The 23887-nt window shown below is 63.3% G+C and carries 18 protein-coding genes; 14 read left to right on the top strand and 4 right to left on the bottom strand.

What is annotated here, in order from left to right; translation table 11 throughout:
• The first annotated feature begins 98 nt into the window (after nucleotides 1-98).
• The 4 genes from Thiosp_RS21805 to ruvB all read left to right on the top strand — a co-directional run bounded on the left by Thiosp_RS21805 (nucleotide 99) and on the right by ruvB (nucleotide 6330).
• Nucleotides 99-2315 carry an ABC transporter substrate-binding protein gene (locus tag Thiosp_RS21805; protein ID WP_323696702.1) on the top strand — a complete coding sequence of 739 codons (2217 nt, stop codon included), beginning with the start codon at nucleotides 99-101 and terminating at the stop codon, nucleotides 2313-2315.
• Nucleotides 2312-3289 (top strand): ABC transporter permease, encoded by a 978-nt coding sequence (locus Thiosp_RS21800; RefSeq protein WP_201068776.1) that lies wholly within the window; start codon nucleotides 2312-2314, stop codon nucleotides 3287-3289. Before Thiosp_RS21805 ends, Thiosp_RS21800 begins: the two co-directional genes overlap by 4 nt.
• Nucleotides 3290-3416: 127 nt before the next feature.
• Nucleotides 3417-4955: an ABC transporter permease gene (locus Thiosp_RS21795; RefSeq protein WP_323696701.1), complete on the top strand. Its 1539-nt coding sequence runs from the start codon at nucleotides 3417-3419 to the stop codon at nucleotides 4953-4955.
• Between the two features lie 268 nt (nucleotides 4956-5223).
• Nucleotides 5224-6330 carry a Holliday junction branch migration DNA helicase RuvB gene (gene ruvB, locus Thiosp_RS21790; protein WP_201068777.1) on the top strand — a complete coding sequence of 369 codons (1107 nt, stop codon included), beginning with the start codon at nucleotides 5224-5226 and terminating at the stop codon, nucleotides 6328-6330.
• Between the two features lie 133 nt (nucleotides 6331-6463).
• Here ruvB and Thiosp_RS21785 read toward each other — a convergent pair whose 3' ends face one another.
• Nucleotides 6464-6790 carry a late competence development ComFB family protein gene (locus Thiosp_RS21785; protein WP_201068778.1) on the bottom strand — a complete coding sequence of 109 codons (327 nt, stop codon included), beginning with the start codon at nucleotides 6788-6790 and terminating at the stop codon, nucleotides 6464-6466.
• Nucleotides 6791-6889: 99 nt separating this feature from the next.
• Here Thiosp_RS21785 and Thiosp_RS21780 point away from each other — a divergent pair, with 99 nt between their 5' ends.
• The 10 genes from Thiosp_RS21780 to Thiosp_RS21735 all read left to right on the top strand — a co-directional run bounded on the left by Thiosp_RS21780 (nucleotide 6890) and on the right by Thiosp_RS21735 (nucleotide 18109).
• Nucleotides 6890-7453, top strand: coding sequence for a PilZ domain-containing protein (locus tag Thiosp_RS21780; RefSeq protein WP_201068779.1), 564 nt, complete (start codon nucleotides 6890-6892; stop codon nucleotides 7451-7453).
• 324 nt (nucleotides 7454-7777) lie between these two features.
• Nucleotides 7778-9214 carry a sigma-54 interaction domain-containing protein gene (locus Thiosp_RS21775; protein WP_201068780.1) on the top strand — a complete coding sequence of 479 codons (1437 nt, stop codon included), beginning with the start codon at nucleotides 7778-7780 and terminating at the stop codon, nucleotides 9212-9214.
• 195 nt (nucleotides 9215-9409) lie between these two features.
• Complete coding sequence (locus Thiosp_RS21770; protein WP_201068781.1) at nucleotides 9410-10753, top strand: sigma-54 interaction domain-containing protein; 1344 nt, start codon at nucleotides 9410-9412, stop codon at nucleotides 10751-10753.
• An 80-nt stretch (nucleotides 10754-10833) separates the two neighbouring features.
• Nucleotides 10834-11181, top strand: a complete 348-nt coding sequence (fliE, locus tag Thiosp_RS21765; protein ID WP_201068782.1) for a flagellar hook-basal body complex protein FliE — start codon at nucleotides 10834-10836, stop codon at nucleotides 11179-11181.
• 31 nt (nucleotides 11182-11212) lie between these two features.
• Nucleotides 11213-12871 (top strand): flagellar basal-body MS-ring/collar protein FliF, encoded by a 1659-nt coding sequence (fliF, locus tag Thiosp_RS21760; protein WP_201068783.1) that lies wholly within the window; start codon nucleotides 11213-11215, stop codon nucleotides 12869-12871.
• Nucleotides 12858-13868, top strand: coding sequence for a flagellar motor switch protein FliG (fliG, locus tag Thiosp_RS21755; protein ID WP_201068784.1), 1011 nt, complete (start codon nucleotides 12858-12860; stop codon nucleotides 13866-13868). The genes fliF and fliG overlap by 14 nt, the downstream gene beginning before the upstream one ends.
• Complete coding sequence (locus Thiosp_RS21750) at nucleotides 13865-14809, top strand: FliH/SctL family protein (protein WP_201068785.1); 945 nt, start codon at nucleotides 13865-13867, stop codon at nucleotides 14807-14809. Before fliG ends, Thiosp_RS21750 begins: the two co-directional genes overlap by 4 nt.
• Nucleotides 14806-16200, top strand: coding sequence for a FliI/YscN family ATPase (locus Thiosp_RS21745; RefSeq protein ID WP_201068786.1), 1395 nt, complete (start codon nucleotides 14806-14808; stop codon nucleotides 16198-16200). Before Thiosp_RS21750 ends, Thiosp_RS21745 begins: the two co-directional genes overlap by 4 nt.
• 16 nt (nucleotides 16201-16216) lie before the next feature.
• Complete coding sequence (gene fliJ, locus Thiosp_RS21740; protein ID WP_201068787.1) at nucleotides 16217-16657, top strand: flagellar export protein FliJ; 441 nt, start codon at nucleotides 16217-16219, stop codon at nucleotides 16655-16657.
• Between the two features lie 138 nt (nucleotides 16658-16795).
• Nucleotides 16796-18109 (top strand): flagellar hook-length control protein FliK, encoded by a 1314-nt coding sequence (locus Thiosp_RS21735; RefSeq protein WP_201068788.1) that lies wholly within the window; start codon nucleotides 16796-16798, stop codon nucleotides 18107-18109.
• Nucleotides 18110-18272: 163 nt separating this feature from the next.
• On the opposite strand, the gene fusA is transcribed toward Thiosp_RS21735, so the two are convergent.
• From fusA to argE, 3 genes are all read right to left on the bottom strand, one after another.
• A complete protein-coding gene (gene fusA, locus Thiosp_RS21730) occupies nucleotides 18273-20318 on the bottom strand; it encodes an elongation factor G (RefSeq protein ID WP_201068789.1) in 2046 nt (681 codons plus the stop codon).
• A 333-nt stretch (nucleotides 20319-20651) separates the two neighbouring features.
• Complete coding sequence (locus Thiosp_RS21725) at nucleotides 20652-22526, bottom strand: GGDEF domain-containing protein (RefSeq protein ID WP_242518913.1); 1875 nt, start codon at nucleotides 22524-22526, stop codon at nucleotides 20652-20654.
• 72 nt (nucleotides 22527-22598) lie between these two features.
• Nucleotides 22599-23825, bottom strand: a complete 1227-nt coding sequence (gene argE / locus Thiosp_RS21720; RefSeq protein ID WP_201068790.1) for an acetylornithine deacetylase — start codon at nucleotides 23823-23825, stop codon at nucleotides 22599-22601.
• Nucleotides 23826-23887: the final 62 nt, after the last annotated feature.

Genomic DNA, 23887 nt, shown 5'->3' with positions numbered 1-23887 from the left:
TCCGCACGACCCACCCGATGGCCATTTTGGCGATCGGGCGGCGTTCGGTTGCCAGTCGGCGCTGGTCAGTTGGCGCCAGGGGTGCGATCATTGCGCGCGTGAAATCGACTCGTCACATTACCCAAAGTCTGGGGCGGATAAAAGCACCGGGACTCACCCTGGCGTTGCTGGGGTGGCTCGCGTTAGGGCTTGGCGGCTGCGGCGACAGCGCATGGAACAACCCCTATCCGGCCAATGAGGCGCGCGCGGACATCGTCTACAGCGCCTTTTCCGAGCAGCCCAAGCATCTCGACCCGGTGCGCTCTTACAGCAGTAACGAGTATGCCTTTATCGGGCAAATCTACGAGCCACCGCTGCAGTATCATTTTCTCAAACGCCCCTACACCCTGGTGCCGCTGACGGCGCAATCCATGCCTGAGGTGCGCTATTTCGACGCCGAGGGCAAGGAGCTGACGGACTCGGCGCCGGCCGATGAAATTGCTCTGAGCGAGTATCGCATTCGCATCCGCGCAGGCATTCGCTATCAGCCGCATCCGGCGCTCGCGCAGGACGAGGGTGCGTCGCCCGGCCAGGGCTATCTCTACCATGACCTCTCGCCCGCAGATCTGCGTGGCATCGAGGACCTGGGTGATTTCCCGCAAACCGGCACCCGCGAGCTAACCGCCGCAGACTATGTGTATCAGATCAAGCGTCTGGCTGCGCCCTGGCTGCATTCGCCGATCGCCGGGCTGATGAAGAAACATATCCTCGATTTTGCCGAATTGAGCGAACGCCTGGCCGAGGCAGCTCCTGCCCCCGTGGATGGTGAACGCCCCTTTTTTGATCTGCGCGCGGTGCCCTTTGCCGGCGCCGAGGTGATCGACCGCTACAGCTATCGCATCCGCATCAAGGGGCGTTATCCGCAGTTTCAGTATTGGCTGGCCATGCTGTTTTTCAGCCCCATGCCCTGGGAGGCGGAGGCCTTCTACGCAAATCCTGGGCTGGCCGAACGCAACATTTCGCTCGATTGGTATCCGCTCGGCAGCGGCGCCTTTATGCTGAGCGAGAACAATCCCAACCTGCGGATGGTGCTTGCGCGCAACCCCCATTTTCATGGTGAGACTTACCCGGCCGAGGGCATGGAGGAGGACCGGGAAGCCGGCTTGCTTGAGGATGCCGGCAAGCCGTTGCCGTTGGTGGAGCGCGTGATCTTCGCGCTGGAGAAAGAAAGCATCCCCTATTGGAACAAGTTCCTGCAGGGCTTCTACGATAGCTCCGGCATTGCCTCCGATGCCTTCGATCAGGCGATTCAGTTTAGCGCCGGTGGCGATGCCGAGCTGACCGAGGACATGCGCGCCCAGGGCATCGCGCTCGCGACCGCCGTGGATACCAGTATCTGGTACATGGGCTTTAACATGCTCGACCCTGTTCTGGGTGGCGACTCCGAGCGCGCGCGCCTGCTGCGCCGGGCCATTGCCATCGCGGTGGACTTTGGCGAGTACATTTCCATTTTCGCCAATGGTCGCGGCATTGAGGCTCAGGGCATGCTGCCGCCGGGCATTTACGGGCATTGCGATGGGCGCGCCGGGCTCAATCCCTTTGTCTTCGACTGGATCGACGCTCAGGCCCGGCGCAAGCCCATCGCCGAGGCCCGCGTGCTGCTGGCCGAGGCCGGCTACCCGGATGGACGTGATCCAAAAACCGGCCGCCCACTCACGCTCTACTACGAGGCCATGGACGCCGGCCCCGACGGCAAGGCACGCCTCAATTGGATGCGCAAGCAATTCGCCAAGCTGGGCATTGAGCTGGTCGTGCGCGCCACCGACTACAATCGCTTCCAGGACAAAATGCGCGAGGGCACCGGGCAAATCTTCATGTGGGGCTGGAATGCCGACTACCCGGACCCGGAAAATCTGTTCTTTCTGCTCTATGGTCCCAACGCCAAGGTCAAGGGCGGGGAGAACGCCTTCAATTACCAGAACCCTGAGTTCGACCGCTTGTTCGAGCAGATGCGGGTGATGGACGACACCCCCGAGCGCCAGGCGCTGATTGATGAGATGACCGAGATCCTGCGTCGCGACGCGCCGATAGCCTTTGGTTTCTTTCCCAAGTCCTATAGCCTGTACCATCAGTGGCTTGGCAATGTGAAGCCGAATCTGATGGCTAATAACACCCTGAAGTATCGCAGCCTGAATCCCGACTTGCGCGCAGAGCAACGTCTGGCGTGGAATCCGCCCGTGCTCTGGCCGCTCGGGCTGCTGGCGCTGGTGTTGGTGCTCGGTGCCCTGCCGGCCTGGCTGATGGCGCGCCGGCGCGAACGGAGCCGCGCCCTATGATGGCCTATATTCTGCGCCGGGTGGCCTATGCGCTGCCGATCCTCATCGGGGTGAACCTCATCACCTTCGCGCTCTTTTTCGTGGTCAACTCGCCCGATGACATGGCGCGCATGCAGCTCGGTGACAAGCGGGTCACCCAAGAGGCGATAGACACCTGGAAGGTCGAGCATGGCTATGACCAGCCGCTGTTCGTCAATCCGCAGGCTGATGGCCTGGGCGTACTGACTCAGACGATTTTTTTTCAAAAATCACTCAAGCTCTTTGCCTTTGATTTTGGTGCCTCGGACAGCGGGCGCGACATCGGCAACGACATCTCCCAGCGCATGTGGCCAAGTCTGGCTATCGCAGTGCCGGTGCTGTTGGTGGGGCTGGCCATCAATATCAGTTATGCACTGATGATCGTCTTTTTCCGCGCGACTTACATTGATGTCGGCAGCGTGGTGCTGCTGGTGGCCATGATGTCGATCTCGAGCCTGTTTTACATCATCGGTGGGCAGTTTTTGATCGGCAAGCTGCTGCATCTGGTGCCGATCTCCGGCTATGACACCGGCCTGGAGGCGATCAAATTCCTGATCCTGCCGGTGATCGTCAGCGTGATCGCCGGCATCGGCGGCGGCACCCGGTTGTATCGGACCTTCTTCCTTGAAGAGATCAACCGTGACTATGTGCGCACCGCGCGCGCCAAGGGGCTGGCCGAGCGGGTGGTGCTCTTTCGCCATGTGCTGCGCAATGCGCTCATCCCCATCCTGACCGGTGTGGTGGCGGTGCTGCCGCTGCTATTCATGGGTGCGCTCATCACTGAGTCCTTCTTCGGCGTGCCGGGCCTGGGCAGCTATACCATCGACGCCATCAGCCGTCAGGACTTCGCCATCGTGCGCGCCATGGTGTTTCTCGGCTCGGTGCTTTATATCCTGGGGCTGATCCTGACCGACATCTCCTACACGCTGGTTGATCCGCGGGTGCGCTTGTCGTGAAGAGGGTGATTCTTGATCAGTGGTTGGTGGTCGCCTTGCATCTCATGGATTCATTTTTCGGGATAGCCGCGACCATGCGCGTTAGAGGCTGTCGCGCGCGGGGTGCCCGGGTCGAGGGAGCTGTGCTGTGCTGGTAATCCTCTGGACCGATGCGCTGATTTTTCTGCTGATTGCGGTGGCGGTTGGTTTTGCTGTCTATGCCGGGCATCATCCGCATCTGACCGAGCCTTGGCGACAGGTCGGGCGCTCACGGGTCGCGGCGGCGGCGCTGGTGGTGTTGAGCTTTTATGTTGCTATCGGGCTAATGGACTCGGTGCATTTTCATCCGCGGTTGGAGACTTCACCTGGAACCGGCACGGCTGCGGCGCAGCTGAGCGAAGCGGGTTCGCCCGGGGCGGAGGAAGCGTCTGAGAAGGAGGTGGCTTTTGAGAAGGAAGAGCCGGATGCGGTGCCAAAGACGCAACAAAACGAGGCACCAGTCTATTCGACGCAGATCATTTCGCTGCTTGATCTCTGGCTCAGCCCGCTGCGCGAGCGTGAGGAGAAGACCTTTTCTGCGCCTTTCGCGACCCATCTGTTCGTGAAAGAGCCCGTCTCGATCAAATCAGGCGATCAGCCGGATGGCAGCGTGGTGCGTGCCTATCCTAGGCTCAAATATGGCGGTGCGCATTTGCGCGACCCGGAAAGCGGGCGTGGTCGGGATATCCTGATCTCCTCGCTGCTTGGGTTGGTTAAGGCATTGATTGCTTGGACGGCCATCGCGCTTGTTTGGCTGGGCTGGCGCGCCTGGCGTCGGCGCCAGCCCTTTGGTGTCGAGCTGCGGCGGCTGTGGCAGGAATCTAAGTACGCGCCCTGGCGGGTGGCCTTTTGGACGCTGCTGGTGATGCTGATCTTGAGCTTCATCGCCGGTGAGCTGGCGCTGAAGTATCACATCCTCGGTACCGACAAGGTGGGTGAGGATGTGTTTTATCAGAGCCTGAAGAGCATCCGCACCGGGCTGGTGATCGGCACCCTGACCACGTTGGTGATGCTGCCGGCGGCGGTGATTCTGGGCATCATGGCCGGCTATTTCCGCGGCTTGACTGACGATGTCATTCAATATCTCTACACCACACTAAACTCCATCCCGGGCGTGCTCTTGATTGCCGCGGCCATTCTGATGCTGCAGGTTTACATGACCAATCACGGCGATGAGTTCAACAGCATCGTCGAGCGCGCCGATCTGCGCCTGCTGTTTCTGTGCATCATTCTTGGCGTGACCAGTTGGACTGGTCTGTGCCGGTTGCTGCGTGGCGAATCACTTAAGCTGCGCGAGGTTGACTATGTGCAGGCGGCCACGGCGCTCGGGGTGCGGCATTCGCGCATCATCGCCCGCCATATCCTGCCAAATGTGCTGCACATTGTGATGATCGCCCTGGTGCTCGACTTCAGCGGCCTGGTGCTGGCCGAGGCTGTGCTCTCCTATGTCAATATCGGCGTGGACCCGACCATGAACAGCTGGGGCAACATGATCAATAGCGCCCGCCTGGAGCTGGCGCGCGATCCTATCGTCTGGTGGTCGCTGGCGGCGGCTTTTGTGTTTATGTTCAGCCTGGTGCTGGCGGCCAATCTGCTCGCCGACGTGGTGCGGGATGCCTTTGATCCGCGGTTGAGGGGTTCGGTATGAGTCCGGTGGTAGGTCTGGTTGATTGGGTGGTGACTTCCGGCTCCGGGTTGGGTCGCGGTCGCGGGGGACGCCGTGAATACATCCCTGTAGGCTTCATGGCAGCATCCCTGCTGCCAAGACCCCCGCGCCCGCAACCCAACCCGGAGCTCGACACCGATGGCTGATCGAGTGCGGGGGCGGCTGACTGAGTCGGCAGTGAATGCGACGATTGCTTGGTCTCCGGCCTTGCTTGGGCTAGCGAAGATAGGTTTTTGCTGTTCGATGGCTTATGGATGACAGCGACCGCCTGATCGCCCCTGCTGCGAGTTCCGATGATCAGGCGCTCGACCGCGCGATGCGCCCACGTCGGCTGGCCGACTACATCGGCCAGCCGACGGTGCGTGAGCAGATGGAGATTTTCATCGGCGCAGCCCGTGGGCGCGACGAGGCGCTGGACCATACGCTGATTTTCGGGCCTCCCGGGCTGGGTAAGACCACGCTGGCACATATTCTTGCCCACGAGATGGGGGTGAATCTGCGCCAGACCTCGGGGCCGGTGCTGGAAAAGGCGGGCGATCTGGCGGCGCTTTTGACCAATCTGGATGCCGGCGACTTGTTGTTTGTCGATGAAATCCATCGCCTGAGCCCGGTGGTCGAGGAAGTGCTTTATCCTGCGATGGAGGACTTTCAGCTCGATATTATGATCGGCGATGGCCCAGCGGCGCGCTCGATCAAGCTCGATCTGCCGGCCTTCACCCTGGTTGGCGCCACCACCCGCGCTGGCTTGTTGACCTCGCCGCTGCGCGATCGCTTCGGCATTGTGCAGCGACTCGAATACTACTCCGCTGCCGATCTGGCCGAGATTCTACGTCGCTCAGCCGGCATTCTTGCGGTCGAAAGCGATGCCGAGGGCCTGCGCGAGATTGCTCGGCGCGCGCGCGGCACCCCGCGGATCGCTAACCGGCTGTTGCGCCGGGTGCGCGACTATACCCAGATTAAGGCTGACGGGCGTATCGATCGCGCGGTGGCTGATCGGGCGCTTGCTATGCTGCAGGTTGATCAGCAAGGCTTCGATCACATGGACCGGCGTCTGCTCGGTGCGGTGATCGAAAAATTCGCCGGCGGCCCGGTAGGCGTTGAAAGCCTGGCCGCCGCCATCGGCGAGGAGCGTGGCACCATTGAGGACGTGCTCGAGCCCTACTTGATTCAACAGGGCTACCTGATGCGCACCCCCAAGGGGCGGGTAGCGACGCTGCTGGCCTACCAGCACCTCGGCTTGCCGGGGCCATCGACCTCGCCGCCCACTGGGGGGCATGGCGATCTGTTCGCGGATCAGCCGGCGTCTGGGGCTGGATCAGCGCCAGCGGCGAAAACCGGCGGTCGCGGTCGTGATTGAGCGGCTTGATCATGCCCGCGCTGACGCAAGCCGGCCTGATGCGATCTAGCTTGGCGCGAACTGGCTTGGCGCGATCAGGCTTGATGCGCTCTGGCCCGGTCCGATCTGGCCTGACGCGAGCGGCGCGGGTGCCTCAACGTTCCCCTGTCCGGCGCCGGTTGATGGTGTCGATTGCCTTGGCGACGGCTTCGGCGACCTGCTCGCGAATGGCGTGGCTGTCGCTGCTGCTAAGATGCGCCGAGAAGTCGACGCTGTGGCGAACATAGCGAGCCGGCAGTTGATTCAGTGCCAGGCACATGATGTCGGCGAGCAGGTCCGAATCGGGTGGCTCGGGGAAGGCCTCATCGGAGATGCGGAAAATCTGATCGAGCACCAGTTGCTCATAGCTATTGGTGATACTTGACAGCATGGGCTCGTAATCATCCGGTTGCAGTGATTCGTTGTGTTTTATCGGGTGCATGATGTTACCTCAATCCGAAGGGTTTTTGTGCTTGGCTGCGCGCAAACTCCCGCAGTTTGGTAAGCGCGCTCCAGCGCGCGTCGGCCGATGGGGGCGCGTGTGACGCCACATACTCTGGACTCCGCTTCCGCTTGGGACAACTGTCTGGGCTCTGAGTTGGCGTTTGCGGTCAGCTTGCCGCTGGGACCCACCGGCGCCGAGATTACGGACCAGGGGCTCGCTGCGCGTTTGCTGGACGCACTGGCGGTGGTCGAATCCGCACTGCCATCGTTGAGGGTGGATGATAAACCCCAAGACGCTTGCGCGCGCCTGGAGCTGAAGCTGGACCTGCTGATGCATCTGCTTGGGAACGTCCTCAGCGAGCGTCTGCCGCCAGCGCGGCCGGCAAGGCTCAGCCCGCGCGGGCTGGTGCTGGCAGCGGGCGTGATTAGCGCGCGGGACAATCGCCTTGCGATCTATCCCTCGCCACAGTTGCCCTTGCCCCTGGTGCTGGGTATTGACGGGCTGGAGTGCCGGGGCGATGCCTGCGGTGCACGTTGGATGCCGCTCGATCCCGTGCTGCGCGATGCGCTCGGTCGCTGGATTTTCCGCCTGCACCGGCGCGAAATCGCGCGCCGCCGTCAGCCGCCCGCGGCCGGCGACAGCGGCCTGGAGCCAGGGTGAATTGCGATTGAAATGCATATTCTCCCAAAATTCATCCGCTTTCGGTCTATAGTTGTGATCAGGTATAGCATTTTTTGGCGTGATGCGCCGGCTCCGATGCGGTAATCTGGCATCCGTCGGCGCCCGGGAACCTCTTTTAATCGGCATCGGAACGAGCAACGGTATGCGCGAGTCCATCAGCGCGCGGCGCGGGTATTCGGACACCCGCCCAAGCGCGATCCAGGGATTATTCCCTTCATTCAGGCAGGCATGTAGGCGGCTCCCCAGGCGGGCAGTCATGCCAGCGACTATTCAGGCGGTCCTGTGCGAGGCTTGGTTTGGCGCATGTCTGACACTAGGATGACGGGCGCTCGGCAACTGCGCATCGGCCTCTGCGGCGATGGGGATCAGACGAGAGTAACCGCCAATGTGCTAGATTTTCTTGGGCTTGAGCCGGTTGTGCTGGCGCAATCTCCGCGCGGTGCAGCCGATCTTGCCGACAAGGGCTTGTCCGCGCTTTGGCTGTGCGATGCCGACGAGACCTTGCGCGCGGTGGTCGATGCGCTTGCCGGCACCCTTCCGATCATCTGCCAGCCGGCGGCTGATTCGACGTTCTCCGACAAGCGCGTTGCGGTCGTTGCGAGTCCCCTCACCCCGGGGGCGGTCATCGGTTTGTTGCAATGGATTCGGAACCAGCAAGACGCTGCCATTGAGGACAGCGATGACCTGCGCGGGCGCCATCCCGCCATGCAGCAGGTGCGGCGCCTGATCACCCAGGTGGCGCGCACCGAGGCCACGGTGTTGATTCTAGGCGAGACTGGCTCGGGCAAGGAGGTGGTCGCGCGGGCTATTCATCGCGCCTCCGCGCGCGCGAACAAGCCCTTCGTGGCGGTCAACTGTGGCGCGATTCCGCCCGATCTGCTCGAAAGCGAATTGTTTGGCCATGAAAAGGGCGCTTTCACAGGTGCCTTCACCGCGCGCACCGGACGCTTCGAGCTCGCCGAGGACGGGGTCATCTTTCTCGATGAGATCGGCGACATGCCGCTGCCGATGCAGGTCAAGCTGCTGCGCGTGTTGCAGGAGCGCACCTTCGAGCGGGTCGGCTCGAACAAATCCCTGCCGGCTAGCGCACGGGTGATTTCTGCCACCCATCGCAATCTCGACCAGGCGGTGGCCGACGGGAATTTCCGCGAGGATCTCTTCTTCCGGCTCAATGTCTTTCCCATCGAGCTGCCGCCGTTACGCGAGCGGCGCAGCGACATTGCGCTGCTGATCGAAGCCTTGCACGAGCGGCTCAAGGAGCAGGGCACCGAGCCCGCGTTGCTCACCCCGGCAGTGGTCGCGCATCTGAGCGAGCTCGAGTGGCCCGGCAATATCCGCGAACTCGCCAATCTGCTCGAGCAACTTTCCATCATGTATCCGGGTGAGCTGGTCGATTTGCCGCAGCTGCCGCCGCGGGTGCGGCCCGAGGAGGTCGCCGCGGCCGTGCTGCCGGCAGCCGAGCCAGCTGCTGTTCTCGCCGCCGATCCCGATCCCGCTGCCGGGGCTGTTCCTGCGGTCGGTCTTGCCACTGCTGCGGAAAACGCGCTGCCGGAGGGTGTTGAGCTGCGCGAGTACTTAAACGACCTCGAGCGCGGCATGATCCTGTCCGCGCTTGAAGAGCATGGCTTTGTAGTGGCGCGCGCGGCCCGGCGCTTAGGCATGCGGCGAACCACTCTGGTGGAGCGCATGCGCAAGTTCGGCCTCGAGCGCGAGGAAACGCCCGAGGCGTCGGAGCGCTGACACCTGGTGCCTGCAGCCCTTGGATTGAAGCCGAAACATTCCGCCATACCCTCGGCTTCTGTGGTGCTCCACCGCGGCCAAAGTGCGTCTGGTGGGGGCTCTGGCGCTGGATTTGCTGGTTTTGGCGTTGAATTTGCTGTTTTTGGCTTTGAATTTGCATTAGTCCTCTGCGTCATTGATCGCAAAAGGACTCCCATGAGCAGAGCCACGCTTCTTCTGGTCGATCCGTCGCCGGCGGTCAGACATCATCTGGTGTCGGTGCTGGCCGCGATCCCGAAAATTCATCTCGAAACCTGTCCGGTTGAGCGCATCGCCGCTGAGAGCGCGCGTCAGCACCCGCGCCTGTGGCTGCTGGCCGATCCGATTCGCGCCCTGGCCGCCGACGGCGCTGCTGCCATGGTGCCTGAGCGCACCGCGAGCCTGTTGCTGGACGCGAGTCAGGATGCACTGCTGGCGGCGCTTAGAGCCGGCGCGGGGCAGCATTTCGTCTTGCCCGCACAGGCCGCGGCCCTGACGCAATGGCTGCGGGCGCTGGTGAAAACGCCGCCCGAGCCAGAGGTGTCGGAGGGTCCGCCGCTGATCGCCGAGAGCCCCGGCATGCAACGGCTGCTTAATCTGGTCGAACGCATCGCCGATTCCAGCGCCACCGTGTTCCTGACTGGCGAATCCGGCGTCGGCAAAGAGGTGCTGGCGCGCGAAATTCACCGTCGCTCGCCGCGGCACGCGCGCCCCTTCGAGGCGATCAACTGTGCCGCAGTGCCTGAGAATATGCTCGAGGCAACGCTCTTTGGTCATGAGCGCGGCGCCTTCACCGGTGCCAGCGAGGCACGTCTGGGCAAGTTCCGCGCTGCCGATGGCGGCACCCTGTTGCTGGATGAAATCACCGAGATGCCGCTCGGCCTGCAGGCCAAACTGCTGCGTGTGCTCCAGGAGCGCGAGGTCGAGCCGCTGGGCGGGCGCCGGCCCAAGCCGGTGGATGTGCGCGTGCTGGCGAGCTCCAACCGCTTGCCGCGCGAGGCGCTGGCCGAGGGTCTGCTGCGCGAGGACCTGTTCTACCGGCTCAATGTGTTTCCGCTGCGGCTGCCGCCACTGCGCGAGCGTGCTGATGATCTGTTGCCTCTGGCGCAGGCCTTCGCGCATGAGCTCTCGCACGGACGTGTCACCGGCCTGAGCGCTGCCGCGGTCGAGCGCCTGCGCGCGCACGACTGGCCAGGCAATGTGCGCGAGCTGCGCAATCTGATGGAGCGCAGCTGCGTACTGGCGCGGGGCAAGGAGCTGGACGCAGCGGATTTGATGTTCGACGCCGACTGGCTGCAAGCGGATGCTGAGGAAGTGGGCGGGGCGCAAAGTGTCGAAAATCCGTCACTGCACCTGGGGTCGCAGCTCCAGCAGCAGGAAATTCGCGTCATTCTTGACACTCTCGCGGCAGCCGGCGGCGACCGCAAGCAGACGGCAAACCGGCTGGGGATCAGCCCGCGGACGCTCAGATACAAGCTCGCGCGTCTGCGCGACGCCGGCGTTCGCATTCCGGCCGCCTGAGTTGCACCGGTTTTGAATAGGACTGCGAACATGGCATCCACTTTGCTTATCTTCTGATTGAAATAAGCTGGAGGTGGGCCATGAGCGAGATGCAAATTCAAAGTGTTCTGCAACAGATGCGCGCGCTGGCGCAGACCAGCAAGCTCGAGGGCGTCGAGTCCACCGGCGGCATTCAGTCAACCGAGGGCCAGCCGCGCACGAACGAGCTCAATTTCGCCGAGACCCTGACTGACTCCCTGCGCGCGGTCAATGGCCTGCAACAGAACGCCAAAGAGCTCCAAACCCGTTTTGAGCTGGGCGACTCCAACGTCAGCCTGCCGCAGGTCATGGTCGCCATGAGTAAATCCAGCCTCGCGTTCGAGGCCACCAACCAGGTCCGCAATCGTCTGCTGACGGCCTACCAGGAAGTGATGCGCATGTCGGTCTGATTGCTGACCGACGCAACGGAGATAAACAGCCATGGCCGCGGCACTGACGGAACGGCTCTCAACGGGTGTAAGAAACTTTACTGCGCTCCCAGCGGGTCGGCAGCTCGCGCTGCTCGGACTGATCGCGGGTGGTTTGGTGGCGATCGCCGGCGTGCTGTTCTGGGCGCTGCGCCCAACCTACGCGCCGCTGTTCTCGCAGATGGACGACACCGAGTCGGCACAGGTCATGGAAGCCCTGGGTCAGATGGGCGTGCCCTACAAGGTCAGCAACCGCATGGGCCAGACCGGGCAGATTGAAATCCCCGAGAAGCGAATCGCCGAGACCCGGCTGCTGCTGGCTGGCCAGGGACTGCCGAAATCCGGCGATATCGGCTTCGAGCTGCTGCAGGAAGATTCTGGCTTCGGCGCCAGCCGCCTGATGGAATCCGCCCGTCACCAGCGTGCGCTTGAGGGCGAGCTGGGGCGTTCCATCGCCGCGCTTGATCCGGTCGAGCTCGCGCGCGTGCATCTGGCGCAGCCAGAGCGCTCGGTCTTTATTCGCGAGCGCAAGCCACCGACTGCATCAGTTGTGGTGCATCTGCGCACTGGCCGCAAGCTGAGCGACGCCCAGGTGGCGGCCATTGTGCATCTGGTTTCCTCCAGCGTGCCGGCCCTGGAGCCCGACGCCGTCACCGTGGTCGATCAGACCGGTCGTCTGATGACCAACAACGATGACGAGATGGGGCTCTATGCCAACGCTGATCAGCTAGACTATACCCGCAAGCTGGAAGATACCTACGCGCAGCGCGTGCGCTCCCTGCTGCAGCCGATACTTGGCCCCGAAGGGATGCGCGTGCAGGTGGCCGCGGATCTGGATTTCTCTCGCGTCGAGCGGACCGAGGAGATGTTCGACCCCGACCGCACCGCGCTGCGCTCTGAGCAGATCAGCGAGGAAGAACGCATCGGCAGCGACCTCGGGCCCATGGGCGTTCCGGGTGCACTGACCAACCAGCCACCCGCAGGCGGCGAGCTTGGCGCGGATGCGGCTGCCGCCGACGGTGAGACGCAAACGCCGAAGAGCCGCAGTCTCGACAGCACGCGCAACTATGAGGTAGATCGCACCATCGCGCATGTGCGCGAGATGCCGGGGGCAATCAAGCGCATGTCCACCGCCGTGGTGGTGGACTATATGGAGCAGACTGGCGAGGAAGGCGAGGTCACCCGCGTTCCGCGTCCGGCCGCCGAGCTCGAGAGTATTCGCGCCCTGGTGCGCGAGGCGGTCGGCTTCAACGAGGAGCGTGGCGACACCATCAATGTGGTCTCCGCAGCCTTCGCCGGCGATGACGAACTCGAAGCGGCGGTGCCAATCTGGACGCAGCCCTGGTTCATCGATCTGGCCAAGCTTGTCGCCGGGTTGTTGCTCGCGATCCTGGTGCTGCTCACCGTGGTTCGTCCTGGGGTCAAGCAGTTGCTTGGCGCGCCGGCAGGTACCGATCTGGTCGCGCACGACGAGGACGATGATGACGAGGAAGACGAGGACCAGGTCTCTCTGAGCCAGCAGCAAAGTTCGGCCATCGCCGCGCTGACAGGTCCCAAGGGGCCCGATCAGCAGCAGCTCGATCTTGAATCCGTGCGGCAAATGGTTGAAGAAGATCCGAAACGCGTCGCGCAGGTGATGAAAACCTGGTTGGGTGTGAATGATGGCAACTGATCCGACAAAGCTCACGGGGCCCGAGCAGGCCGCCGTGTTCCTGATGAGCCTCGGGGAGCGCGCCGCCTCTTCGGTGATGAAGCACATGGGGCCGAAGGAGGTGCAGAAGGTCGGCACCGCCATGGCCTCGCTTGAGCGCGTCTCGCGCGGCCAGGTCGACTATGTGCTCGCGCAATTCTCCGATGCCGTGCAGGATCAGACCTCGCTGGGCATCGGCTCGGATGAATATGTGCGTTCGGTGCTCACCAACGCGCTTGGCGACAAGGCCGGTGGCATCATCGACCGCATCCTGCTCGGGCGCAATTCGAAGGGCATCGAGGCGCTCAAATGGCTGGACGCGCGCTCCATCGCCGACATGATCCGCAATGAGCACCCGCAGATCGTCGCCATCGTCATGTCCCATCTCGACCCCGATCAGGCGGCCGAGACCCTGCTGTTTTTGCCCGACCGCATGCAGTCGGACATCATCCTGCGCATCGCCACGCTCGATGGCGTGCAGCCCCAGGCGCTGCAGGAACTCGACGAAATTCTCGAAGCCCAGCTCGCCGGCAAGAGCAGCGCGCAGTCATCGATGATCGGCGGCGAACAGGCCGCAGCGAACATTCTCAATTACATGGACGGCTCCAAGGAGGCCGTGGTCATCGAAGGCGTGTCCCAGGTCGACGAGGATCTGGCTGAGCGTATCCAGGAGCTGATGTTCGTCTTCGCCAACCTGATAGAGGTCGACGATCGTGGCATCCAGTCGCTGCTGCGCGAGGTTTCCACCGATGTGCTGGTGGTCGCACTCAAGGGCGCGGACGAGGAGCTCAGAGACAAGATCTTCAAGAACATGTCCAAGCGCGCCGGTGAGATGCTGCGCGAAGACCTCGAAGCCAAGGGCCCGGTGCGCCTGAGCGATGTCGAGTCCGCGCAGAAAGAAATCCTTGCCACTGCGCGTCGTCTGTCCGACTCCGGCGAGATTGTACTTGGCGGTAAGGGCGGGGAGGCCATGCTGTGACGGCCCAGGCCGCCTTTGTCGACGAAATCATGTGGGCCGAGCAGACCGACGACTTTGACGTCGAGACCTGGGAGCCACCCTATTTCGGCGAGCTACCACCAAAAGAGCCGGAAGTCGAGCACCATCTGCCGACGGCTGCGGAAGTGGCCGCGATTGAGGAAGCCGCGCGTGAGGCGGGGCATGCCGCCGGTTTCGAGAAAGGCTATCAGGAAGGCCGCGAGCGCGGTCAACGTGAGGCGGAGCAGGAAACCCAGGCGCGCGCCGACCGCGAGCTCAAGGCGTCCGTGGCGGCGCTCGAGAGCATTGCGCAAGAGCTGTCTGATCCACTCGCCTCGGCTGCTGACGATATCGAGCCCGAGTTGCTGACGCTGGTGACCACCCTGGCCCAACGCGTGATCATGGCCGAGCTTGACAGCCGTGCCGAGCTGGTGCGCGGCGTGCTGCATCAGGCGCTCGAGCAACTACCGGCGCGCCATGCCGAGGTGCGGGTGCGGGTCAACCCCGAGGATCTGGCCGTGGTCGAGACCTATGCAGAGGATCAGGGCGAGCGCATCCGCTGGTTTGCTGATAGCGAGATGACCCGCGGCGGCTGCTTGGTCGAAGCCGGCCCGAGTCGTATCGACGCCAGTGTCGAGACCCGCATCGCGCAAGCGGTGGATGCCATCTGGGGCGAGCTCAGCCGTCCGCCGGCCGACCAGGGTGATCAGGGCGAATCAGACGACCAAGGTGACCAAGGCGAACAGGCCGACCAGCACGAACAGGTTACAGAAGTGTCCAAATCCTCCCCGTCAGATTCTCGGAGCGCGAACAGTGCCGGGACTGAAACCGACGTTGGCGGGACTGAAGTCGACGGTTCCGGGATTGAAACCAATAGTGCAGACGACGGTGGCGAACGCACAGCTGCCGCAGCCGAGCCCCTCAGCGAAGGACCTCAGTCATGACCGATAACATCCAACATCTGCGCGAGCAGCGCGGCAGCGAGCTGACCCGGGGCCTGCGCGAGCGCCTGCGCGAATCCCAACAGCGGGTCGCGCGGGTGCCCGACCCACTGCCGGAGGGACGGCTGTCGCGCATGGTCGGCATGACACTCGAGGCCGAGGGCGTGCGCCTGCCAGTGGGCGGGCGCGCAGCCATTCACACCGCCAGCGGTGAGCGACTGCTGGCCGAGGTGGTCGGCTTTCATGGCGAAAAGACCTTTTTGATGCCCGAGGGCAAGCTTGAAGGCGTCGCGCCCGGCGCGCGCATCGAGCCACTGGAGCAGGCGCGGCTGATCGGCGTCGGCCCCGAGTTGCTTGGGCGCGTCATTGATGCCAACGGCAAGCCGCTCGATGATCTGGGCCGCATCCGTGCATCCGACCATATTTCCATTGAGGGCCGGCCAATCAACCCGCTCAAGCGCGACCCGGTGCGCACGCCGCTTGATGTCGGTATCCGCTCGCTTAACGGCCTGCTGTCGGTCGGCCGTGGTCAGCGCCTTGGCCTGTTCGCCGGCAGTGGCGTGGGTAAGAGCGTGCTGCTCGGCATGATGACCCGGCATACCGAGGCCGATGTGATCGTGGTCGGGCTGATCGGCGAGCGCGGCCGAGAGGTGAACGAATTCATTCATGACATTCTCGATGTCGAATCGCGCAAGCGCACCGTGGTGGTGGCGGTGCCGGCCGATCAACCGCCGCTGCTGCGCCAGCACGGCGCCTGGGTGGCCACCGCCATTGCCGAGTATTTTCGCGACCGAGGGCTCAATGTGCTGCTGCTGGTCGATTCCTTAACCCGCTTTGCCCAGGGCGCGCGCGAGATCGCCATGGCCATCGGCGAGCCGCCGGCCACCAAAGGCTATTCCGCGTCCGTCTTTGCCCGTCTACCACAACTGGTGGAGCGCGCCGGCAATGGCGACAAGGGCGGCGGTTCCATCACGGCCTTCTACACCGTGCTTGCCGAGGGTGACGACCAGAACGATCCCATCGTCGATGCCGCGCGCGCCATCCTCGACGGCCATGTGGTGCTCTCGCGCGCCATTGCCGAGCGTGGGCGCTACCCGGCCATTGATGTCGGTGCCTCGGTCTCGCGCGTTATGGACTCCTTGATCGACGATCAGCATCGCCAAGCTGCGCATCATTATCGCAATCTCACCTCCACCTATGAGATGAACCGCGACCTGATCGCCGTCGGCGCCTACCGTCAGGGCGCTGACCCAGTGCTTGACGAGGCGGTGGCCATGCGCAACAAGCTTGAGGACTATGTGCGCCAGAATCGCACCGAGCGCGTGACCTTCACCGAGGCGCGCGCGCAGTTGTTCGGACTCTTTGGTCTGACCGAGGCCAAGGCCGCCGCATGATGCCGGGCCAGCTTCCATGAGTGTCAAACGCTTTCAGCGCCTGCTTAAGGTGCGCGAGATGATCGAAAACCAGGCTGCCGTGGGCCTCGCCGGGCGGCTCGAGGAACTGCGCCGGGCCGATGGGCAGCGCGGTCAGCTCGAGGAATTGCTGGCGTCCTATCTGAACACCGGCGTGCCCGATAGCGTCATTGGCATGAAACAGGTCGCGGAGATGCGCGGGCAGCTGCGCACGGCAATCGAACAGCAGCAATTGCGCGTTGCCGCCGCGGAAGCCCGCGTCGAGCAGGCGCGGGCGGTGTGGATGGATAAGCACCGCGACAGCATGTCGTTGGAGAAGCTGATTGAGCGTCGACGTCAAGTTGAGCAGGTGGTGGAAAACCGCCGCTTGCAGGCGGAACAGGACGCCTGGGCCACGCGCAAGGCTTTCGAACAGGCAAATACAAGCAGTGCCGGTTAGATGCAGGAAAAGTTGGAATGCTGTTTGCTTGATTGCTGGTGCATGAGTGCTCATGACCAGCATCTCCAGCCGACATCCAAGAATACATCAGGCTGACAACAAGGCCGAGACATGGGGCAAGAATAGAGGCATCGGATCATGATGGGAACCCAGAATACAGCTGTGGAGAGTCGCTCGGGCTTGGCGGGCCTGTTCGGCGCGCAAGGCGCCTTGGCGTCGGGAGACTTTGCGGCGGACGGCGAATTTGCCGAGGCCCTTCAAGGGCAACTCGGCGGGCTGTTGGCCGAGCTTGGTGTCGATCCCAAATCGCTCGAGGGCATGGACATCAACGCCATGCTCGCGCAGCTCCAGGCACTGCTGAAGGGGCAACTCGATGCCGCCGGCGGCGAGGGATTGCCGCTTGATGCCGATGCGTTGCAAGGGTTTGCTGCCGATGCCCTTGGTCTGCTGCAAGAGGGGGGTGAGTCTTCCGGTGCGGCCATCTCCCTGTCAGCGTTGAAGCTCTTTTTGCAGGCCAATGGCGAGCAGGAGGGAGGCTCCGAAGAAGATCTTGAGGCGCAGGCAGCGCTGGCGGCCTTGTTGCAACAATGGACAGGGCAGTCGAATGCGGTGCCAGGTGACTCCCTGCATGAAAGCCCACAGGGTGATCTGCTCGCGCAGCTGCAAAAGTTTTTGTCAAATGGGCAAATTAAGGAAGTCGATGACGTTCCAAAGGAGCTCCTGGCCCAGTTGCGGCAGTTGTTATCAAGTGGGCAATTTGCAGATGCCGATGGTGACGGTGCGCAGGCAGATATGCTGGCTCAGCTGCGTCGGTTGTTGACGCAAGGACCAATGGGCGATGCCGGAGGCGCGGAAAGTCGCAGACAGGTGTTTGACCTGCTTTCGCAGGCATTTTCAGAACGCAGTGGCGATGTTTCGGGCGCAGACTCCTTGGCGCTGCTCAAGGCTTCGTTGACGGCCAATACTCGGGGCAGTGAGCAGACCAATGCGGCGGCGGAAGGCGCCAAGGCTTTTGATCTCGCGCGCTTGCTGACGCCTGATGGTGCCAGGCAGTTTGCTGACCGGCTGGCAATGATTGCGCAGGCGCGAGCCGGCATGGCCGAGCTCAAGCTGCATCCGCCAAGCCTTGGTAGCATGGAAGTGCGGGTGAGCATGGATGCCGACAGGGCCCACGTCCATTTCGTTTCCGCCAATCCTGCGGTGCGCGATCTGCTCGAAGCGGCGCTGCCGCGTTTGCGCGAGGCGCTGGCGCAGGACGGCATTTCGCTTGGCGATGCGTCCGTCTCCGATCAGCCACCGCAACGTCGCGATGAGGCGAGCGGCGAGGGCGCCGCTGCGGGTGATGGCGAAGGTGGCGGCGACACTGACGGCGAAGCGCTCTTAGCCGCCGAGGGGCCGGTTGCCAGCAGCACCCTCTCCGCGCTCGCGCGCAAGCTCGATCTGTTTGCCTGACGGCGCCACTCGGCTCGCGCATTCGCCTGCGCTGGAGACCAGCACTGCAAGCCGGCCCTGCAAGCCGGCGCTGCAAACCGGCGCTGCAAACCGGCACAAAAACGCCCGCGTGTCAGGGACAGGCGGGCGTTTTCTTGCCGGCCGCGGTTTGCGGCTGCCGCGGTTAGTCCTCCGCGCGCTGGAAGGCGTCGCTCAGCTGCTTCTGCACATTAGCCGGTACCGGCGCATAGTGGCTGAGCTCAATGTGGTAAGTCCCCTCGCCGCCGGTCAGGGACTTCAGCCGCGACTCGTAGCCATCGAGTTCCGCGAGCGGTACTTCGCCGTCGATGGCGACGCGGCCCAGCGTCTTGGTCTCGCTGCCATTGATGCGCCCGCGCCTTGAGGACAGATCCCCGGCCAGATCGCCCATGGCACTGTCCTGAGCGACGATGCGGATTTTCACGATCGGCTCCAGCACCGCGGGTTTGGCCTTTTCAACCGCCTCAATGAATGCCTTGCGCCCAGCGGTGGCGAAGGCGATGTCTTTCGAGTCCACCGGGTGGAACTTGCCGTCATACACCGTCACCCGGACATCCTGCATCGGGTAGCCGGCCACCGCGCCTTCCTCGAGCACCTGGCGGATGCCTTTCTCAATCGACGGGATGAACTGCCCGGGAATGCTGCCACCAACGGTTGCATCGACAAAGTCGAAGCCGCCGCCCTGGTCCATTGGTTCGACGCGCAAGTAAACCTCGCCAAACTGTCCGGCGCCACCGGTCTGCTTCTTGTGGCGATGATGGCCCTCGGCCTTGCCGGTGATGGTCTCGCGGTAGGGGATCTTCGGCGGGCGTGTCTCCACCTCGACATGGAATTGCTCGGAGAGCCTGCGAATCAGTACTTTGAGATGCAACTCGCCGAGGCCGCGCATGACGGTCTCGTTCGCGGCGGCATTGTGCTCGACGTGGAAACAGGGGTCCTCGTCCTCCAGCTTGTGCAGGGCATCGGTCAGCTTCTGCTCGTCGCCGCGTTTGGTCGGCGAGATGGCCAGGCCGAACAGGGGCACCGGACATTCCATGCTGTCGAGATGGAAATGGTCCTCGTCGTGGGAGTCGTGCAGCACAGCGTCGAAGTGAATGTCATCAACGCGCGCGACCGCGAGGATATCGCCAGGAACGCCCTCGTTGATTTCGACCATCTCGTTGCCGTGCAGCCGGTAGAGATGATTCACCTTGAACGGCTTGCGCGCATCGCCGATCAACAGCTGGCTGTTCGTCGCGATGCGGCCCTGATGGACGCGAAAAATGCCGAGCTTGCCGCGAAAGGGATCGTTGAGCACCTTGAACACATGCGCAATGGCATGCAGGCTCGGGTCCGGGCTCACCTGTGCCGGCTTGGCCGCGGCGCCTTCGCCCTTCATGAAGGGTGGCGGATTGCCCTCGGCCGGATTCGGCATCAGGCGCTCCATGATGGTGATCAGCTCCGGGATGCCGGCGCCGGTCTCGGATGAGCAGTAGCAGATGGGAATCAGGTGCGCCTCGCGCAGAGCTTCTTCGAAGGGGTCATGCAGTTGCTCGGGCTTGAGCTCCTGGCCCTGTTCCAGATAGACCTCCATCAGCGCCTCGTCGACCTCGACCACCTGATCAATGATCTGGCTGTGTGCCTCCTCGACCGAGGAAAAATCCGTATCGCCGCCCGCGGGCTGAAAGAAACAATCCACCACCCGCTTGCCGCCCTCGGCCGGGAGGTTGATCGGCAGACACTCGGCGCCGAAGGTCTCGCGCACCTGCGCGGTGATGGCGGCGATATCCACGCCCGCGGAGTCGATCTTGTTGATGATGATCATCCGGCACAGGTTGCGCCGGTCGGCGGCCCTCCACAGCCTTTGGGTGACAGGCTCGATGCCGCTGTCAGCATTGATCACAATGGCGGCAGTCTCCACCGCCGACATCACGGAAATACTGCGGCCGAGAAAGTCCGGAAAGCCCGGAGTGTCGATCAGATTGACATGCTTGCCATTAGCGTTAAACGCGGTGATGGCGACATCGAGCGAATGCTGCAGCTCGCGCTCCATCGGATCATGGTCGCAGACCGTGGTGCCTTTGGCGATGCTACCGGGCTCCGGGATAGCCTTGGTGCCCGCAAGCAGGGCCTCGACCAGGCTGGTTTTTCCGCTACCGGCGTGGCCGACCAGGGCGATGTTGCGGACGTCCTCCGCGTTGTAGTCAGACATGGGCGAACCTTTGTTAAGTTGAAGCTTTACCGTGAAACCGCCGCTTTGATCCTAATGCGGGTGGGCGGGACCCTGGGCGCTGGCTGATAACGCGACCTGTCGCGAAACGCTGTTGCCGCCATCGCGCCATTGGCATCGGGACGCCGGAGCAGGTCTGGCGGACGAGATTCTCGCGCGCCAGAGTATATCGCACTGACGCACGACCTTTGCTCGAGAAGGCCAGGTCGGGCAGACATTTCGTTCCGAAACCTGGCCAAGGGCATCGGGGCCGGCTTGTCGGTGCAGGGGCCGGTATATGGGCAGGTGCATGGGTCAGCTATATGGGCCTGCACTTCAGTGCGCATTCAGCATCTCGGGTTCAAACACGATGCAGCGATTGCGCCCAGCGGCTTTAGCCCGATAGAGTGCGATGTCGGCGCGACGATAGACTTCGTCTGCCGTGTCTTTATCGACGAAACCCGCCAGGCCGCAGGAAATGCGCAGCGGCACCGGCTGGCCCCGGTACTGGAAGCGCTTGCCCGCGACCCGCTCGCGCAGCCGATCGGCGAGCTCTAACGCGGTTTCGATGTCGGTTTCGGGGAAGAGCACCATGAATTCCTCGCCGCCGAAACGGGCGAGAAAGTCGCTCTTGCGGGTTGATTCCTGGAGCAGTTTGGCCACCGCCCTGAGCGCGTTATCCCCCGCGGTGTGACCAAATGTGTCGTTGATGCGCTTGAAATAATCAATGTCCCAAATGCTCAGCACCGCCGGCCGTGCATAACGGGTCCAACGTTCTATCTCCTGTTCGATGCGCTCGTCGTAAGCCAGGCGATTGTGCAGGCCGGTCAGGGTATCGTGTAGCGCGCGCTGGCGGGCATCGGTGAGACGCTCGCGCAGCTCCTGGCTTTCGCCTTCCACCCTGGCAAGGGACTCGCGCAGATGGGTGGCCTCGGCCTGCGCCAGCTTGAGTTGGGTCTGCTCGAGCTCCTTGCGCGCTTCCATCTGCACCTGAATGTTCTCTAGATGCTTTTTGATCGAGACCTTGAGTCCGGAGATGTCCTGCGCCTCGGCCACCGATTGCTGGATGCGCTCGACCTCGGCCGACATATTGGCATCGATGGCGCTGCCCTCGGCAGTGGCGAGTTCGCGCTGGCCAAGGGAGGTGCCCAGGGCATCCTCAAGCTCGCGCAGCCGCCCCATGAGCTGCGACAGGAACTGCTCCATGTCGCGCTTTTCTTGCTCGACCTGATGCCGCGATCTCGCCATCAGGTCGGCGATTTCGCCAACTGCCTGTCCGGCAAGCTCCAGCGAGGGCGGCTCATGCAGGCGGTCGCTGATGTGCTTCGCGCGCGGCGCGAGCTCGACGGGCAGATCGAGTCGGTTGATCAGATCAAACAATACCTGATTGAAGGACGGCGGGGCATCGCTCAGGCCTTCCTTGGGCATGTCCCCGTCAGCCCCGACACCGGCCGCCGAGCCGGTCGCATGGGGTTCCGCGCCGGTTTCATCGTCTTGCGACCCGCGCGCACTCCCGGTCGGTCCGGGCGTCTCGCTTGCGCTTGGGATCTCCGCGCCGTCCGCCACCGCGGGTGATGCGCTCGTGGCGCTGTCCGTCGCCGGATCAGCATCGGGCTGCCGGGGCGGCTCCGCCGCCGTTTCGCCCGATGTTTCCTCAGCTTGTTCCGCAGCTGGTGCCGTGGCGGCAGGTCCATCGCGCCCGAGCAGCCGCCCGAACAGACTCGATTTCTCCTGACGGACCTCTGTTCCAAGCCAGTCGACCAGTCCGGCGGTAAAGCTTGCATAGGCGCTCAGTGCAATGCGCCGGTCGGCATGCTTGCCAGCTTCCTGAAGGGCCTTCTTGAGGTCCTTGGTGGCCTTGCGCAGCCCCTGGGGGACTTGAATCCGCTCCAGCCCCTCCTCAAACCCCCGCAGGGCGGTTTCGATCTCGCTGGCACCGCTTTCGCGCTGGTCGAGGCGCAGCATAGAGGCCGAGATGTCCTCCATTAGCTGCTGAATCCGCGCCAGCTCACTCTCGCCGCGGACGGCTTCGCGCAGGCGTTGAAGCTCGCCATTGAACTGCTGGTCCCGGGTTTCGACCGCCAGGCTTATTCGCGACAGGGCCTGGCGCAGAAGGCGCTCGCTCTGCTTGCGGGATTTCTGCTCGCGCTCGAGGTTGTCGAGGCTTTGCAGATATTTCTCCTTCCAGGAGAGGTCATCCGGATTTGGCATAGTGCTTTAGTTTGTGGTCGCCAGGGGTTGAGATAATTGCTCAATGCGATAATTGCTCAATGCGATAATTGCTCAAGCAGCGGCGGACAGGCAAAAGTGTCCGATCAGAGACCGCAGCAGGGTCAGGGTTGGCTCGATGCGTTCGAGTGCCAAAAACTCGTTGGGCTGGTGCGCCTGGGCGATGTCGCCTGGACCAAGCACAATGGTATCCATGCCAAGGCGGTTAAAAAAGGGCAATTCGGTGCCGAAATTGACCGCCTCGGCCGGCATGCCGGTCAGCTTTTCCGCTGCGCGCACGATCTCAGCTGCGGCCGCGGTGGCGCCGGGCGGAATGCTCGCGAACAGCGCATCCAGCTCCCAGGCGAGCCCGCGCGCTTCGGCGATGGGAATGATCAGCTCCTCCAACTCGGCGCGCAGGCTGGCGGGGTCCATTCCCGGCAGCGGGCGCAGATCGAGCATTAGCTCGCATTCCCCGCAGATGCGGTTGGGGTTGTCGCCGCCGCGAATATAGCCCAGATTCACGCTCGGGTAGGGGACGGAGAACAAGTCGTCGCGGTAGCGCGACTGCAGCTGCTCGCGCCAGCGCAAAATGGCGCCCATCACCTCATGCATGCCGTCGATGGCGCTGCGCCCGAGCGCCGGGTCGCTAGCATGGCCGCTTTGGCCGCGCAGGCGGATGGCCTCTCCCATCACGCCCTTGTGTGCGCGCACTGGGCGCAGGTTGGTCGGCTCGCCGATGACCGCATGCCGGCCGATGTGCCGCCCGCTATCGAGCAGCGCGCGCGCTCCATGCATGGCGGATTCTTCATCGGCGGTGGCGAGCAACGTCAGCGGTGCTCTTAGCTGCGAGGCTTGCAGGCCGCGGGCGGCCTCGATGGCGAGGGCGAAAAACGCCTTCATATCGCAGGTGCCAAGGCCGTAAAGGCGCCCATCGGCCTCGGTTAGCGTGAAAGGATCATGCTGCCACAGGTGCTCATCGTAAGGGACGGTGTCGCTATGTCCGGCTAGCACCAGGCCGCCGTCGCCGTGGCTGGTATCCCCTTTACTGGCACCCAGGGTAGCGATCAGATTGGCCTTGCCGGGGTGACCGGGGAGGGTCAAAATCTCGACGTCAAAGCCGCCGTCCTCCAGCCAGGTCGCAAGGTGATCGAGCAAGGGACGGTTGCTCTGATCAAGCGCCGGCCTGACGCTGCTGACCGAGGGCGTGCCGATCAGTTCTGCCAGCATCTCGCGCAATGGCGGCGCGCCTGCACTCAGGGTGGGTGGCGCCAGGGACACGGTTGAGGAAGCAGCCGTCATTGGGGTCTCCGGACTTTGGATCAATGCCGGGCATTCTATACCCGCCGCGCCTTTTCAATCCC

Origin of the sequence: Thiorhodovibrio litoralis (genome assembly GCF_033954455.1) — a bacterium.
Taxonomy (GTDB): Bacteria; Pseudomonadota; Gammaproteobacteria; order Chromatiales; family Chromatiaceae; genus Thiorhodovibrio; species Thiorhodovibrio litoralis.
This window is presented reverse-complemented; position numbering and strand designations above follow the sequence as displayed.

Bases quoted from the DNA above. Each gene is read 5' to 3' on its own strand.
- Thiosp_RS21800 (WP_201068776.1), top strand. From the start codon at position 2,312: ATGATGGCCTATATTCTGCGCCGGGTGGCCTATGCGCTGCCGATCCTC.
- ruvB (WP_201068777.1), top strand. From the start codon at position 5,224: ATGGATGACAGCGACCGCCTGATCGCCCCTGCTGCGAGTTCCGATGAT.
- Thiosp_RS21785 (WP_201068778.1), bottom strand. From the start codon at position 6,790: ATGCACCCGATAAAACACAACGAATCACTGCAACCGGATGATTACGAG.
- Thiosp_RS21775 (WP_201068780.1), top strand. From the start codon at position 7,778: ATGTCTGACACTAGGATGACGGGCGCTCGGCAACTGCGCATCGGCCTC.
- Thiosp_RS21770 (WP_201068781.1), top strand. From the start codon at position 9,410: ATGAGCAGAGCCACGCTTCTTCTGGTCGATCCGTCGCCGGCGGTCAGA.
- fliE (WP_201068782.1), top strand. From the start codon at position 10,834: ATGAGCGAGATGCAAATTCAAAGTGTTCTGCAACAGATGCGCGCGCTG.
- fliF (WP_201068783.1), top strand. From the start codon at position 11,213: ATGGCCGCGGCACTGACGGAACGGCTCTCAACGGGTGTAAGAAACTTT.
- fliG (WP_201068784.1), top strand. From the start codon at position 12,858: ATGATGGCAACTGATCCGACAAAGCTCACGGGGCCCGAGCAGGCCGCC.
- Thiosp_RS21745 (WP_201068786.1), top strand. From the start codon at position 14,806: ATGACCGATAACATCCAACATCTGCGCGAGCAGCGCGGCAGCGAGCTG.
- fliJ (WP_201068787.1), top strand. From the start codon at position 16,217: ATGAGTGTCAAACGCTTTCAGCGCCTGCTTAAGGTGCGCGAGATGATC.
- Thiosp_RS21735 (WP_201068788.1), top strand. From the start codon at position 16,796: ATGATGGGAACCCAGAATACAGCTGTGGAGAGTCGCTCGGGCTTGGCG.
- fusA (WP_201068789.1), bottom strand. From the start codon at position 20,318: ATGTCTGACTACAACGCGGAGGACGTCCGCAACATCGCCCTGGTCGGC.
- Thiosp_RS21725 (WP_242518913.1), bottom strand. From the start codon at position 22,526: ATGCCAAATCCGGATGACCTCTCCTGGAAGGAGAAATATCTGCAAAGC.
- argE (WP_201068790.1), bottom strand. From the start codon at position 23,825: ATGACGGCTGCTTCCTCAACCGTGTCCCTGGCGCCACCCACCCTGAGT.